At 60.7% G+C, this 14,969-nt stretch carries 15 protein-coding genes; 1 reads left to right on the top strand and 14 read right to left on the bottom strand.

What is annotated here, in order from left to right:
• Window positions 1–6 precede the first annotated feature (6 nt).
• The 6 genes from LZ012_RS19750 to motA form a co-directional block, all read right to left on the bottom strand.
• A complete protein-coding gene (locus LZ012_RS19750; RefSeq protein WP_338033174.1) occupies window positions 7–2,754 on the bottom strand; it encodes a methyl-accepting chemotaxis protein in 2,748 nt (915 codons plus the stop codon).
• Window positions 2,755–2,824: 70 nt separating this feature from the next.
• The gene (locus LZ012_RS17580; RefSeq protein WP_275712206.1) at window positions 2,825–3,325 is read right to left on the bottom strand and encodes a chemotaxis protein CheW; all 501 of its coding nucleotides are present in this window, start codon (window positions 3,323–3,325) and stop codon (window positions 2,825–2,827) included.
• 22 nt (window positions 3,326–3,347) lie between these two features.
• Complete coding sequence (locus tag LZ012_RS17575; RefSeq protein ID WP_275712205.1) at window positions 3,348–5,588, bottom strand: chemotaxis protein CheW; 2,241 nt, start codon at window positions 5,586–5,588, stop codon at window positions 3,348–3,350.
• Window positions 5,589–5,689: 101 nt separating this feature from the next.
• Window positions 5,690–6,055: a response regulator gene (locus LZ012_RS17570; protein ID WP_275712204.1), complete on the bottom strand. Its 366-nt coding sequence runs from the start codon at window positions 6,053–6,055 to the stop codon at window positions 5,690–5,692.
• Between the two features lie 123 nt (window positions 6,056–6,178).
• Window positions 6,179–7,129, bottom strand: a complete 951-nt coding sequence (gene motB, locus LZ012_RS17565; RefSeq protein ID WP_275712203.1) for a flagellar motor protein MotB — start codon at window positions 7,127–7,129, stop codon at window positions 6,179–6,181.
• A 25-nt stretch (window positions 7,130–7,154) separates the two neighbouring features.
• The gene (motA, locus tag LZ012_RS17560) at window positions 7,155–8,012 is read right to left on the bottom strand and encodes a flagellar motor stator protein MotA (RefSeq protein WP_275712202.1); all 858 of its coding nucleotides are present in this window, start codon (window positions 8,010–8,012) and stop codon (window positions 7,155–7,157) included.
• Window positions 8,013–8,197: 185 nt separating this feature from the next.
• On the opposite strand from motA, the gene LZ012_RS17555 reads away from it, so the two are divergent.
• On the top strand, window positions 8,198–8,731 hold the full coding sequence (locus LZ012_RS17555; RefSeq protein ID WP_275712296.1) for an NUDIX hydrolase: 534 nt from the start codon (window positions 8,198–8,200) through the stop codon (window positions 8,729–8,731).
• 9 nt (window positions 8,732–8,740) lie between these two features.
• Here the strand turns inward: LZ012_RS17555 and LZ012_RS17550 are convergent, their stop codons facing one another.
• The 8 genes from LZ012_RS17550 to ccoN form a co-directional block, all read right to left on the bottom strand.
• The gene (locus LZ012_RS17550) at window positions 8,741–9,367 is read right to left on the bottom strand and encodes an energy transducer TonB (RefSeq protein ID WP_275712201.1); all 627 of its coding nucleotides are present in this window, start codon (window positions 9,365–9,367) and stop codon (window positions 8,741–8,743) included.
• A 100-nt stretch (window positions 9,368–9,467) separates the two neighbouring features.
• Entirely contained in the window at window positions 9,468–9,608 is a 141-nt protein-coding gene (locus tag LZ012_RS17545; RefSeq protein WP_275712200.1) for a DUF3149 domain-containing protein, read from the bottom strand.
• A gap of 27 nt (window positions 9,609–9,635) precedes the next feature.
• Entirely contained in the window at window positions 9,636–10,145 is a 510-nt protein-coding gene (locus LZ012_RS17540; RefSeq protein ID WP_275712199.1) for a FixH family protein, read from the bottom strand.
• 13 nt (window positions 10,146–10,158) lie between these two features.
• Entirely contained in the window at window positions 10,159–11,559 is a 1,401-nt protein-coding gene (ccoG, locus tag LZ012_RS17535) for a cytochrome c oxidase accessory protein CcoG (RefSeq protein WP_275712198.1), read from the bottom strand.
• A gap of 133 nt (window positions 11,560–11,692) precedes the next feature.
• A complete protein-coding gene (gene ccoP / locus LZ012_RS17530) occupies window positions 11,693–12,592 on the bottom strand; it encodes a cytochrome-c oxidase, cbb3-type subunit III (RefSeq protein WP_275712197.1) in 900 nt (299 codons plus the stop codon).
• Between the two features lie 14 nt (window positions 12,593–12,606).
• Window positions 12,607–12,783 (bottom strand): cbb3-type cytochrome oxidase subunit 3, encoded by a 177-nt coding sequence (locus LZ012_RS17525; protein ID WP_275712196.1) that lies wholly within the window; start codon window positions 12,781–12,783, stop codon window positions 12,607–12,609.
• A 5-nt stretch (window positions 12,784–12,788) separates the two neighbouring features.
• A complete protein-coding gene (gene ccoO, locus LZ012_RS17520) occupies window positions 12,789–13,430 on the bottom strand; it encodes a cytochrome-c oxidase, cbb3-type subunit II (RefSeq protein WP_275712295.1) in 642 nt (213 codons plus the stop codon).
• Window positions 13,431–13,440: 10 nt separating this feature from the next.
• Window positions 13,441–14,868 (bottom strand): cytochrome-c oxidase, cbb3-type subunit I, encoded by a 1,428-nt coding sequence (ccoN, locus tag LZ012_RS17515; RefSeq protein WP_275712195.1) that lies wholly within the window; start codon window positions 14,866–14,868, stop codon window positions 13,441–13,443.
• Window positions 14,869–14,969: the final 101 nt, after the last annotated feature.

The following is a 14,969-nucleotide window of genomic DNA, read 5'->3' as shown; positions in this document are numbered from 1 at the left end:
TTTTGCTTAGAATTCTTGCCACTCATCGTCGTCGCGGCTGCTCGCCGCCAGCGTTTTGGCCATAATAGCCGGCGCCCCCAGACGAACCGGCTGATGGTGCGGCAAGGCCGGACGGGACGGCGTCCGCGAGAAGCGTGCCGGCGCGCCGATCGCTGGCCGCTGCGGCGCTTCCGGTCTGTCGCCGAGCACGAAGACGGCCACCGCCTGGGCCAGGTTGTGCGCCTGTTCTTCCAGACTTTCCGCCGCAGCCGCCGCCTGCTCGACCAGCGCGGCATTCTGCTGGGTCACTTCGTCCATCTGGCTGACCGCCTGACTGACCTGTTCGATCCCCGCCGTCTGTTCCCGACTGGCGTCGGCAATTTCGCTCATGATCCGCGCCACCCGCTTGATGCTGCCGACCACTTCTTCCATCGTCCGCCCAGCCTGATCGACCAGCCGGTTGCCGGTTTCGACCTTGTCCACCGAGTCGGAGATCAGCCCCTTGATTTCCTTGGCGGCCGCCGCGCTGCGCTGGGCGAGATTGCGCACTTCGGTCGCCACCACGGCGAAGCCACGCCCTTGTTCGCCGGCCCGCGCCGCCTCAACCGCAGCGTTGAGGGCCAGGATATTGGTCTGGAAGGCGATGCCGTCGATGACGCCGATGATGTCGGCGATCTTGTTGCTCGACTGATGGATGGCGCTCATGGTGTCCACCACCTGGGCGACCACTTCGCCGCCCTTGATCGCCACCTGTTGCGCGTTGCCGGCCAGTTCCTTGGCTTGCCGCGCATTGTCGGCGTTCTGTTTCACCGTCCCGGTCAGCTCTTCCATGCTCGACGCCGTTTCCTCCAGGCTGCTCGCCTGTTCTTCCGTACGCCCCGACAGATCCTGGTTGCCGGCCGCAATCTCCTCGGCGGCATTGGTGATCGCCTCGGTCGCTTCCTGGATCGACGAAACGATCTGCTCCAGTTGATCGACCGTCGCATTGGCGTCGCTCTTCAAGGTCCCGAGCATGCCCTGATAGTCGTGGTCGATTTTCTGCGTCAGGTTGCCCTGGGCCAGGCGCGCGAACATGGCGCCGATATCTTCCAGCGCCCGTGTATTGGCTTCGAGCAGACTGTTAACCCCCTCGGCGAGTTGCTTGAAAAAGCCGTTCATGCGCGAACTGTCGAGACGCTTGCTGAAGTCGCCGGCCACGGCCGCCTGGATGATGCCTTCCACTTCCTGCTCGACCAGCACCTCGGGTGTGCGATCCAGCCACTCGAGCACGGTACCCAGACGCTCGCCGCGTTCATTAATGATGGGCGAGGCCACCAGATTGAAATGATGGCCGCCGACATTCAGCACGGCGCGCTGGCTGCCGCGTAGACCGGCCAGCGAATTTTGCTGCTGGCTGAGGCTCTGGTAAAAGCGATCGAAATCGGAGCCGAGAATGGCATCGGCGCGGAAGTCCGGCAGCTGCTGCCGGATATCGTTCTCCGCCGCCCGCATCATGGCCAAGGCTGCTGCGTTGCAATAGATGATCTGGCCATCCGGGTCGGCAACCATCACGTTGTTCGAACTGACATCGAGCGCCACCTTGATGCGCAAGGTCGCATCGGCCGCGGCGTGCTCGGCCGCCAGGCGCTTGTGCAGCTGCGTCTGCATCTCGGCCAGGCGGTCGACCATATGGCCGATTTCGTCATGGCTGCGGGGATTCAGCGCGACATCCAGGCGCCCGCCGGCGATCTGGTCGAGGGCATCGGAAACCTCCACCACCGAGCGGTTCACCCGGCGCAGGATGACGAAGCCGACAAGCGCCACCAGCCCGATCAGGGCGAAGGATATGGCGAGGACCGTCAGGCGGTGGCTGCGGATCCGTTCGCTCCGTTGCAACAGAGTCTGGTCGAGGTAATGCGCCGAGCTGTCGTACAGCTTGAACAGGGCGTTGATGCTGTGGGTGGTCTCGTCGAAATAACGGGCCGGGTCGTAAGCCAGAGCCTCGGCTTGGAGGATGTTGTGCTGAATGTTGGTAGCAAAGGCTTCGAGCCCGCCCTTGGCCTCGGCGAAGACGCCGGCCAGCGACGCCTGGGCACCGGCATCCTCGGCGAAGACCTTGCCGGCATCGGCCAGGATCTGCTTTTGGCGCAGCGACATTTCGGAGAAGCCGTCGATCAGCGCGTCGCGCTGCGTCTGCGTCAGCAGCTTGCTGGACAGGATCACCGAACCAAGCGCCCGGGCCTGGCCCATGCGCTCGGTGACGTGCGGCACCTGCAAGACGGCCAGGTCCATGGCGAAATAGCTGATCGCCTCGGGATCGAGGACCAGCTCGGACTGATCGGCCGTCCGGTCCATCAGGCCCATGAGGTGGACGATCAGCTCGGTATGGCGGCGGCTGTTTTCCGGCGCGGCGAGGCCGGAATATTCGCTTTTCAGGCGTTGCCAACCCGCCTTGAAGTCGCGCCAACCAGCCAGTTCGCCGATTTTCTCCTGGCTCGCCGTGATCACCGCGTCGGCATTGGCGATGGCTGCATCAACCCCGGCCCGGGCACTATCCGCCCGCTCCTTGAATTCCGGCTTGCCGAGCAGCAGCGAGGTCGTTGCGCCGCGATGTCGCTGGGCGTCCTGCAGAACGAGACGCAACTCCTTGTGCACCGCGACGCCGGCCCGCTCCTTGGCGACCAGGCCGATCTGTTCGTTGAAGCCGTTGATCAACGGTACCATGGGCACCGCCACGGCAATCGCCGCCAGGAGTCCGAGACCGATAAATTTGTGGGCCAGCTTTTCCGATTTCATGCCAGAAGATTCCATTCACGAGATATTGCGCGGTGCCGTTTGTCCAGGCGCTTGTCCGCATCCGGGGCCATCATGCCGCGGCGCTGTCGATCAGCTCCATGTCGGCACTGGTCATCAGACGCTCGATGTCGGTCACGATCATCATCCGGTCGTCGAGGGTGGCCAGACCGAGGATGTACTGGGTATCGAAACTGCCCGAGAAATCAGGGGCCGGGCGGATCTGCGAGCGGGTCAGGGCAATGACGTCGGAAACGCTGTCCACCACCGTACCGATCACCCGCCCGGCCACATTGAGGATGATGACGACGGTGAACGGGGTGTATTCGATGCGGCCCAGATTGAATTTGATGCGCAGATCGACAATGGGGACGATGGTGCCGCGCAGGTTGATCACCCCCTTGATGAAAGGCGGGGTATTGGCAATCAGGGTCGGCCGTTCGTAGCCACGGATTTCCTGGACCTTCAGGATATCGATCGCGTACTCCTCGCTGCCCAGCGTAAAGGTCAGATACTCGCTGGCCGGCAGATCGCCTTCCGGCGCGGCACTGGTGGTTTGCGTCGTCGTTTCCATGTCTTGCTCCTCGCTTCCGCCGTCAGCCGGCTCTCTGCACACTGCTCCGGGCCAGGCCGGCAATCGCCACCAGATCCAGAATCAACGCCACCTGGCCGTCGCCCATGATGGTCGCCCCCGAAATGCCATGCACCCGCCGGTAATTGGCCTCCAGACTCTTGATCACCACCTGGTGCTGACCGAGCAGCGCATCGACGAACAGCGCCGCCTTGATGCCGTCGGCGTCGACGACGACCACGATGCCTTGCGCGAAATCTTCCGCCGGGGACTCGATATTGAACAGCTCATGCAGGGCGAGCACTGGCAGATAGTCGCCCCGCACCTGGATCACCCGTGCCTGGTTGGACAGGGTCTTAACCTCGCCAGGGCGCGGCTGGAAAGACTCCACCACGTGGGATAGCGGCATGATGTAGGTCTGTTCGCCGACGGCGATCGACATGCCGTCGAGTATGGCCAGGGTCAGCGGCAGGCGGACCGTCATGCGGGTCCCGATGCCGGGCATCGAGTCGATCTCGACCCGCCCGCCCATGGACTGGATATTGCGGCGGACGACGTCCATGCCCACGCCGCGTCCCGATACGTCGGTCACTTGCTCGGCCGTCGAGAACCCGGCTTCGAAAATCAGCGCGAAGACTTCCTGGTCGCTCATCTGGTCGGCAACCGGCAAGCCGCGCTCGCGGGCCTTGGCCAATATCCGCTGGCGCGACAGGCCGGCGCCGTCGTCGCCGACCTCGATGACGATATTGCCCCCCTGGTGGCTGGCCTTCAGGGTGATCGTCCCGACAGGGCTCTTGCCGGCGGCGACGCGCTGCTCGGGCAATTCGATGCCATGGTCCAGGCTGTTGCGGATCAGGTGGGTGAGCGGATCGGCGATCCGTTCGATCAGCCCCTTGTCCAGCTCGGTCGTTTCCCCCGAGGTCTTCAATTCGACCTGCTTGCAGAGTTTGGCCGACAAATCGCGAACGACGCGCGGAAAGCGCGAAAAGACGAAGGAGATCGGCAGCATGCGGATCGACATCACCGATTCCTGCAGGTCGCGCGTATTGCGCTCCAGCTGCGTCAGGCCGTTGAGCAAACGCTCCGGGGCGCTGTCCTGCATTTGCCCCGCCGTCTGCAGCAGCATGGCCTGGGTGATGACCAGTTCACCGACCAGGTTGATCAGCTGATCGACCTTTTCCACGCTGACGCGGATGGACGCATCAGACGCCGAGCGAGGCTGACGGCCTCGCATTCCGGCCGGCGGCTTTTCGGCAACAGCAACGTCGGCCCCGGCACGACCTTCAGGAGCCACGGGTGTCGCCACCGCTGGTTCGCTCACCGGCTGCGCCACTGGCCCAGGTAGCGGTTCGAAAAATCCGTAGCTGTCGTCGGCCGCAGCGGTAAAAGCGGCGACCTGCGGCAGGGGCGCGAAGAAGCCATACGCCTCGTCGTCGGCCGGCGTCGGCGGGGCGCCCGACTCATCCGCATATTCGCTCGGCTCAAAAAGACCATAGGCAGCCTCTTCGACCGGGGCACCCGGCGCATCGGCAAAGAGGCCGAATGGCTTTTCATCCGGCTCGCCTTCCGGCGCGCTCTCGAGTACCCGCCAGGCTCCGTTGTCGGCAATGAAATCGATCTGGTCGGTAAAGGCTTCCTGGCCGAAATCGCTGCACAGGCGCACTTCCCAGAAACCGACGCTATGCACGCCGGTATCCGGCTGGCGAACGATTTCCAACTGGCCGAGCAGTTTCAACTCCTCGAGCAGGTTGTTGACGCCATCACCGCTGGCCGAAAGCTCGGTCGGCACGAACTGGATGACGAATACCCGCTGGCCGTGCGGCGCAGTCTCAGCGGGCTCAGCAGCGGCGGGAGACACCACCGGTTCAGCCGGCGGAGCGGCTGCGGCACGGTCCGTCGCCAGTTCGCGCAGGCGGGCGCCATTCGCCTGGACCGCCGCGACATCGACGGCGCCCTGCCCCTGGTGGGCGCCGAGCATGCCCTTCAGCAGGTCGCCGCACTGCAGGCAGGCATCGACCATCTCCGGACGCAAGGCGAGTTCCTGCTTGCGGATGCGGTCGAGCAGGCTTTCCAGGATGTGCGTCGTCTCGGCCAGATCGGTGAACCCGAAAGTACCGGCGCTGCCCTTGATCGAGTGCGCGGCGCGGAAAATGGCGTTGAGTTGCTCCGCGTCGGGATTCCCGACATCCAGGTCGAGCAGCAGGCTCTCCATAGCCGCCAGGTGTTCTGCCGATTCCTCGAAGAACACCTGGTAAAACTGACTCATGTCGATAGCCATGCTACCCCCCGGAGCACGGCCGCCAAGCGAGGGCAGCCGAAAATGGAATGCGACCTTCCCACCCTGATGTGGGTCGATCGGCCAAAACGCTAGCCGATCACCTTGCGCACGACTTCGATCAGTTTTTGCGGATCGAAGGGCTTGACCAGCCAACCCGTGGCCCCGGCCGCGCGGCCTTGTGCCTTCATGGTGTCGGAGGATTCGGTGGTCAGCATCAGGATGGGGGTCGAGGCATAGAGCGGCAGGCCGCGCAGGCTCTTGATCAGGGTCAGTCCGTCCATGCGCGGCATGTTCTGATCGGTCAGTACCAGATTGATGGCCTGGGTCTTGGCTTTTTCCAGCCCGTCCACTCCGTCGACTGCCTCGACAACCTCGTAACCGGCGCTCTTCAGCGTAAATGAAACCATCTGTCGAATAGATGCGGAATCATCAACTGCCAGAACGGTTTTTGCCATCTCTACCTCGTGATTATTCAGTACAGCTCGACGTCGCCGCTGGCGAAGCCGTTTTGGTTATCGGAATGATTATTCAGTTCTTGCGGAATGGCGCCTTCCCGTCCCTCGCCAACCGGGGGACGCTCAGCCGGCGGTACCCTTGGCGCCCACTCCCGGCAGCTTCAATCCTTGCGGCAAGCCTTCGTCCTCGCTCACTTCGGACTCCGGCCCTTCCTCCTGCAGGATGGCCTGCTCGGTCTTGCGGTTCAGGATCACGATGCTAATTCGGCGATTGACCGAACTGAGCGGATCATTCTTGTCGAAGAGCACGGTGGACGCCAGACCGACCACACGTATCACCTTGCTGTCATCCATGCCGCCAACAACCAGTTCCCGTCGCGAGGCGTTGGCCCGGTTGGCCGATAACTCCCAGTTCGAGAACCCTTTTTCGCCCCCGGCGAATTGCGCCGCATCGGTGTGTCCGGCCAGACTGACCCGGTTTTGCACGCCGTTCAGCGCCTTGCCGATCTGGCGCAGGATATCGCGGGTGTACGGCTTCAGATCGGCGCTGCTGGAGTCGAACATCGGGCGGTTCTGCTCGTCGATGATCTGGATGCGCAAGCCCTCCGACGTGATATCGAGCAGCATCTGCTTCTTGAACTGGGCCAACTGGGGGCTGCGTTCAATCATTTTCTCGATTTCCATCTTCAGGCTTTCGAGCCGCTCCTGCTCCTTGCGGCGAAACTCAGCCTGCGCTTCCTTGGAAAACGACGTGGACTTCTTGGCTTCGACATCACCCTTCTTGACCTGCCCGGACTGCCGTGTCAAATCCTTGCCGCCGCCCTGCAGCACGCTGGTCGCGTCGCCCGAACCGGCGCCACCCTGCTGGGAAACCTTCAACGGGTTCTGGAAAAACTCGGCGATACCCTGCAGGTCGCCCTTGGCGGTAGAGCCGAGCAGCCACATCAGCAGGAAGAAGGCCATCATCGCCGTCACAAAGTCGGCATAGGCGATCTTCCAGGCGCCGCCATGCGCGCCGCCGGCGACCACCTTCTTGCGCTTGATGACTATGGGGCGAGTGGAATCGTCGCTCATCGCATTAACTCAGTCGGCAGGCAGGCTACTTGCCCTTGCGTGCCTTCAGTTCTTCCTCGAGCTCGCGGAAGCTGGGACGGGAATGCGAATCCAGCGTCTTGCGGCCGAATTCGATCGCTACCTGCGGCGCGTAGCCGGACATCGAGGCCAGAAGCACCATCTTGATGCACTTGTAGATTGTCCCTTCTTCCGCCGCCTTCTGCTCCAGCAGCTTGCCCACCGGTTCGACAAAGCCGTAAGAAATCAGAATACCGAGGAAGGTACCGACCAGCGCGCCGCCGATCATCTTGCCCAGCACCGCCGGCGGCGAGCCCACCGACCCCATCACGTTGACCACGCCCATGACGGCGACGACGATACCGAAGGCAGGAACCGCCCCAGCCATGGAAGACACTACATGCCCGGGCTCCGCCGCTTCATGGTGGTGGGTTTCCAGCTCGACATCCATCAGGCTTTCGATTTCCACCGTATTCAGGTTACCGCCCACCATCATGCGCAGATAGTCGGTGACGAATTCCATGATGTGGTGGTCCTGCACCAGGTTCGGGTATTTCGAGAAAATGGGGCTGGCATCAGGATTTTCGATGTCGTTTTCGATCGACATCAGGCCTTCCTTGCGCACCTTGGCCAGGATTTCGAAGAGCATGGCCAAGGCGTCGATATAGAAAGCCTTGGTGAACTTGGAACCCTTGAGGATACCGGGCACTGCAGCGACAGTGGCCTTGATGACCGTGATGTTGTTCGCCGCGACGAAGTAGCCGATGGTCAGGCCGACAATGGCGACATATTCGGTGGGCACCCACAGCGCGAGCAGGCTCCCGTGGATGGCGTAGGTCCCCAAGGCCGCAGCCAGAATAATGACGTACCCGACGATCAAAAACATGCAAGCCCCCTAGCGCCAGCCAGCAAACCGGCGCTTATTCATCCCTTCACTAGTTGGCGCTATTGTATCTACTTGGATTGCCGTAGTGTAAAGAAAGAAACGCCCGATTTGCGGGCGACTCGGGCGAAAACGAGTCGCAAAGTGCTAAACTGGTTCGCTCCGAAACAGCCCGTTCTCTTGCCGTGATCCAGTATTGCAACCGCTGCGGTTCGAACGTCTCGCTGGCCATCCCGGCAGGCGACACCCTGCCCCGACACGTCTGCCAGAGCTGCGGGCATATCCATTATGAAAATCCACGCCTCGTCGTTTGCTGCGCGGCGGAGTGGGAAGGAAAGATATTGTTGTGTCGCCGCGCCATCGAGCCGCGGCATGGCTACTGGACGCTGCCCGGCGGTTTCATGGAAAACGGTGAGACCACGGCGCAGGCGGCCATGCGGGAAACCCAGGAGGAAGCCGGTGCCGACGTGGAGGTCCAGGCGCCGTTTGCGATGGTCAATATCCCGCACATCAACCAAGTGCACCTCTTTTATCGGGGGCAACTACGTAGCCCGGCCTTTGCTGCCGGCGACGAAAGCCTCGAAGTCCGCCTGGTGGCCCCGGCCGACATTCCCTGGAACGATCTGGCGTTTCGTAGCGTCGCATTTTGTCTCGAGCGCTACCTGGCCGATCGCGAAACCGCACGCTACGGCTTTCACGAGACCAATCTGCGCCCTCTGTAAGCAGTTTAGTCAGTCACGCGATATTCCGCGATATTCGAGGGCATAGTGCATGCGGAAGTTGGTGCCCTGCGCCCCTGGCGGCACGGGGACCATGCCGATCGCCAGGGCTAGGGTTTTCAGCGCCTGCTGATCGAGTTCCCAATGCCCGCTGGACTGTTCCAGGGCAACGCTTGGCGCCCCTTGGCGGCTCCAATACGAAATGCTCATCCGGACGATGCCTCGCTGTCCTTGGGCGGCGAGCGCAGCCGGATAATCGGGGGATCGGCGTGCCGCACGCGCCAGATCGAGACGATACTCGCGCTCCAGGTCTGCCGCCAGGAAGGCAAGGTTTTCGTCCGCTTCACTTGGAACAGGCACCCCGGCCTCGCCGCGCTCCTGCCGTGCCAGCACTTTGCCTTTCCGTTTCGCCACGGCAGGCGATACTGCGCTTTTCGGCCGCTCCGCTATTGGCAGCATTGCCGTCCCGCGGAGCGCGGTGTCCTTGTTATCAAGTTCGCTAGTGAGTTTGAAACTGACCGACAGGGGTAAGCCGCCATTCGCCTGCCGTAGCGCACCCGTCGGCAGTGCCAGCGGCTCCATCAGGCTGGCGGCCATGAGCAGGTGAACCAGAATGGATATGACAATGGCACGGCGCATAAGGCATTGTGTTACGCCGTCACGGAAAAAACAAACCCCCGCCCGAATGAACGGAACGGGGGCCAGGCAGGCACGCCAGCGAGTGGCGCCGCCGCTCGAGTCACTTGCCGACTTTGCGCGACTCTTCTTCGATCTTGTTGGAGTACATCTTGCCCATCACGGCGCCGATGATCAGAACACCGACAATGACGACCAGGCTCATCAGGCCGATATCGCTGCTAAACAAAAGTTCCCACGCCATAAGTTACCTCCCAGTAACAAATAAAAACTACTTACCCGCTTGTGCCGTCAGGCGCAGCGGTTCCTCCGAATCGGCCTGCCACTCTCCATGAAGCCGCCATTGTCCGGCTGGGTCTTCAATGGAAACAAGCCAACGCCCCGCGACTTCCCCAGTCAGTTTTCCGCTGTAGAAGCCCTGTCCTTCTGCTGTCATCGCCACCGACTGGTCCTGGCCGGCGCGCGTCGGGTGCGCCAACTTCAGTTCCAGGGCCTGTGGCACGGCAACACCTTCATTGGCCCGGATAAGCAGCCGCATGTTCTGTCCGGCACGCATGACGTCGGCCTGGATGCCAAGGCTGCTCGCCTGGTGATCGCGCTGCAAGGTCTGATTGACCGCCAAACCCTGCTTGTAATAGTCGTCGGTGACCAGACCGTCGTTGCTGGTTACGGCCAGCCAGGTGGTGATCACCCCGGCGATAACCACGGCAATGGGCCCGGCCATCAGCAGCCACGGCCAGCGTTGTTTGTACCAGGGTCGATTGTCGCTACGCAAAGTCATTGTATGGCTCATGTCAGGGCATCAAAAAAGTGGCTTTTTCATGAACCGCGATACTGTCGTGGTTCTGGGCCTTGATATCGAAATAGATGGTGTTGGCGCCCGCCTTGCCGGACTCCGGCGGCACCCGCACGACGATCGTGACTTCATGATTTTCGGCGCTGGCCACCTCGACGATACGGTCGCCGACGATCTCGATCCCGTCCATGCCCTCGACGGACAGTGCATAACGCTTGGGCTCTTCGGTGGTGTTCATTAGCTTGAGGTTATAGACGTTCTCGATACGCCCGTCGTCGGCTTCGCGCGCCAGAATCGAGCGATCGCGTATCACATCGACCTTAAGCGGAACACGGGTCGCCAGCGACCAGATGGAAGCCAACGTAATGGCCACCAGAACCGCCGTATAAAGGATGACCCGCGGACGCAGGATGTGGCCAACGACCTCTTTGGGCGTAAAGTGTTTTTCCAGCGCATTCTCGGTCGTGTACCGGATCAGTCCGCGCGGCGAGCCGACCTTGTCCATCACGGGATCGCAGGCGTCGATGCAGGCACCACAGCCGATGCATTCGTACTGGATGCCCTTCCGGATATCGATGCCGGTCGGACAGACCGCCACGCACAAACCGCAATCGACGCAATCGCCGGTCGTCTTGGCCGCCGATCCCTTCTTGCGCGTGCCGCGCGGCTCGCCGCGCTCGGGATCATAAGTGATGACCAGCGTGTCCGGATCGAACATCACGCCCTGGAAACGAGCGTAGGGGCACATGTATTTGCAGACCTGCTCACGCAGAAAGCCGGCCTGCATGTAGCAGAAACCCGCGTAAAAAAAGGTCCAGAACAATTCCCAGCCGGAAAAATCGAACGGCAAGGCGGCCAGCAGCTCGTCCACCGGCGTGAAATAGGCGACCAGCGTGAATCCGGTCCACAGCGAAATCAACAACCAGATTGCATGCTTGACCGCTTTAAGCCCGAATTTTCGAGCGGTGAGCGGTCCCTTGTCGAGCTTCATTCGGGTCGAACGATCGCCTTCGATTTTGTTCTCGACCCACATGAAGATTTCGGAATACACCGTTTGCGGACAGGCGTAGCCGCAAAACAGGCGACCGGCGATGGCCGTGAACAAAAACAAGGCGTAAGCCGAAATGATCAGCAGCAACGCCAGATAAAAAACGTCCTGCGGCCACAACACCAAGCCAAAGAGATAGAACTTGCGTTCGACCAGGTGAAAGAGGACAGCCTGGCGACCGTTCCATTCAAGCCAAGGCGCACCGTAAAAGAGGATTTGCGTAAACCAGACCAGAACCCAGCGCCAGGTATTCCACCAGCCTTTGACATCCCGGATATAGATCTTCTTGTGTTTCTCGTAGAAGGAGACCGGCGCGGGCGCCGGCTGGGGAGTGCTGTCTTGTGGTTCCATCGTAGGCTATATCCGTATCGAAATTACGCTAGGCGAATGTGAGTCAAATTTGCGGCAACGCAATTTGGATACAGATCAGGCATGCTGATGCGTGAAAAAACGGAGCGGCCAAGGGCCGCCCCGCTTCACAGTCTTACTTCGCGCCCTGACTCAGGCTGAACACATAAGCAGCCAGCAGGTGCACCTTGGCCTCGCCCAGGAATTCCTTCCAAGCCGGCATCTGGTTTTGGCGACCCTTGGTGATGGTCTCGGTGATGGTGGCTTCCGAAGAACCATACAGCCAGACCTTGTCGGTCAGATTCGGGGCACCGACGGCTTGCGTACCCTTGGCTTCCGGACCGTGGCAGCCCACGCAACCGGCCGAGGTAAAGGTTTCCTTGCCCTTGGCAGCACGGGTGGCATCGTTCGGCAGACCAGACAGGGAACGAACGAAGTTCGCCAGATCCTTGATCGTGTCGCCGCCCAGTTGCGCATGCGGAGGCATGACGCCCGTACGGCCGTTGGAGATGGTTTCCTTGATCTGTTCCGGTTCGCCGCCATACAGCCAGTCGGAGTCGGTCAGATTAGGGAAGCCCTTGGCACCGCGGGCATCAGCACCGTGACACTGCATGCAGTAGGTCAGGTACAGGCGCTTGCCCATTTCCATTGCCTGCTTGTCGGCAGCGACCGCCTTCAGATCCATGGCCATGAACTTGTCGAACAGCGGCTTGACGGTGGCATCCATCTTTTCGACCTCCGCCTTGTGCTGGCCAACCGCGGTCCAGCCCAGCATGCCCTTGAAGTTGCCCAGGCCCGGATAGAGGGACAGATAGACGAATGCGAACACGACCGTGATCACAAACATCCAGGTCCACCACTTCGGCATCGGATTGTTGTATTCCTCGAGAGTTTCATCCCAGACGTGACCCATGGTCTTGCCCGGCGTGAAAGTCGCCTTGCCCTGAATGATGAGTAGTGCCACGCAGGCCAGAATACTGCCCACCACAATCACCACTACATACAGGTTCCAAAAATCGCTAACGAAATCGCTCATTTGCTTTCCTTTTTTCAGCGCGGATGCGTCGTTTTTGACGGCGCATCCTGATCATCATCTCCGGAGAACGGCAGGTTCGCAGCCTCGTCAAACCCCTTCTTGCTGCTGCGGCCGTAGGCCCATGCCACAATCGCCAGGAAGCAAAGCAGGCCGACGACGGTGACGATGGATCGGAGATCGTTGATGTCCATGGCTATTACTTGACGTTCTTCAGCGCCAGACCCAGACCCTGCAGGTAGGCGATCAGAACATCCATTTCGGTCTTGTCGCCGATGGCAGCCTTGGCACCCTTGATTTCCTCATCGGAATAGGTCGGGATACCACGCACCTTGGCATAGCCGCGCATGATTTCCATCTTCTTCTCGATGTCGGCGCCAACCGAATCCTTGGCCTTGGTAGCAGCCAGGAAGGCGAAAGCAGGCATGTTGGATTCCGGAACCACGTCGCGCGGGTTCATCAGGTGGGCACGTTGCCATTCGTCGGAATAGCGGCCGCCAACGCGATGCAGGTCAGGACCGGTACGCTTGGAACCCCACTGGAACGGGTGGTCATAAACATACTCGCCAGCGACGGAGTAATGGCCATAACGCTCGGTTTCGGCACGGAACGGACGAATCATCTGCGAGTGGCACAGGAAGCAGCCTTCACGGATGTAGATATCGCGACCGGCCAGACGAACTGCGTCGTAAGGCTTGGTGCCTTCAACCGGAGTCGTGGTCGACTTCTGGAAGAACAGCGGAACGATTTCGAGCAGACCGCCCCAAATCACGGTGAGCAGCGTCAGCACAATCAGCAGGCCTACGCTCTTTTCAATTTGCTCATGCTTAAGCATTGTTATCTCTCCCTAATCAGGCGTGATGACCAGCCGGAGCAACCACCGGCATATCCTGGGTCTTGCCGCCAGCCATGGTCTTGAACATGTTGTAAGCCATGATCAGCATGCCGGACAGGAACAGGACACCACCCAGCCAACGGATCGCCCAGAACGGGTAGGAGCCCTTGACGGATTCGACGAAGCTGTAAGCCAGCGTGCCGTCGGTATTCACCGCACGCCACATCAGGCCCTGCATCACACCGGCAATCCACATGGAGGCGATATACAGAACAGTACCGATAGTCGCGATCCAGAAGTGAGCGGTCACCAGCTTGGTGCTGTACATCTCGGTCTTGCCGAAGAGCTTCGGCAGCAGGTAGTAGATGGAGCCAATGGAAACCATGGCCACCCAGCCCAGAGCACCGGAGTGCACGTGGCCGACGGTCCAGTCGGTGTAGTGCGACAGGGCGTTGACGGTCTTGATCGACATCATCGGGCCTTCGAAGGTGGACATACCATAGAAGGACAGCGAGGTGATCAGGAACTTCAGGACGGGGTCGTCGCGCAGCTTATGCCATGCACCGGACAGCGTCATGATGCCGTTGATCATGCCACCCCACGACGGAGCCAGCAGAATCAGGGAGAACAGCATACCGACGGACTGGGTCCAATCCGGCAGCGCGGTGTAGTGCAGGTGGTGCGGACCCGCCCACATGTAGGTGAAGATCAGCGCCCAGAAGTGCACAACCGACAGACGATAGGAGTAGACCGGACGGCCAGCCTGCTTCGGCACGAAGTAGTACATCATGCCCAGGAAGCCTGCAGTCAGGAAGAAGCCGACGGCGTTGTGGCCGTACCACCACTGAATCATGGCATCCTGCACGCCCGAGTACATGGAGTAGGACTTGGTCAGGGTGACCGGCATTTCCATGCTATTGACGATGTGCAGCAGCGCGACGGCGATGATGAAGGCGCCGAAGAACCAGTTTGCCACGTAGATGTGGGAAACCTTGCGGGTGGCGACCGTACCGAAGAAGACCAGCGCGTAGGAGACCCAGACCAGAGTGATCAGGATGTCGACCGGCCATTCCAGTTCGGCGTATTCCTTGCCGGTGGTGATACCAAGCGGCAGGGTAATGGCAGCCAACAGAATGATGATTTGCCAACCCCAGAAGGTGAAGGGGATCAGCGGACCGCCCCAAAGGCGGGTGTGACTGGTACGTTGCACGCACCAGTAGGACGTTGCGAACAGCGCGCAGCCACCAAACGCGAAAATAACTGCATTGGTGTGCAACGGGCGAAGACGCCCGAAGTGCAACCACGGACCGAAATTCAACTCCGGCCAGACCAGTTGCGCTGCAATGATGACACCGACAAGCATGCCGACGATGCCCCAGATGACGGTCATGACGGCAAATTGCCGTACGACCTTATCGTTATATGTGGTTTGCGTTCCAGACATGAACCCACCTCTCGTTAATAAAAAACGGGATGCCCACCTCCCTGAGACCAAGGGGGCACATAGAAACGGATGGTATTCTAGTTGAACGGGGGCGTTTTGAC

It is taken from the genome of Dechloromonas hankyongensis (genome assembly GCF_022012295.1).
Classification (GTDB): domain Bacteria; phylum Pseudomonadota; class Gammaproteobacteria; order Burkholderiales; family Rhodocyclaceae; genus Azonexus; species Azonexus hankyongensis.
The sequence above is the reverse complement of the archived record's forward strand: the minus strand, read 5'-3'. Positions and strand labels throughout refer to the sequence as shown.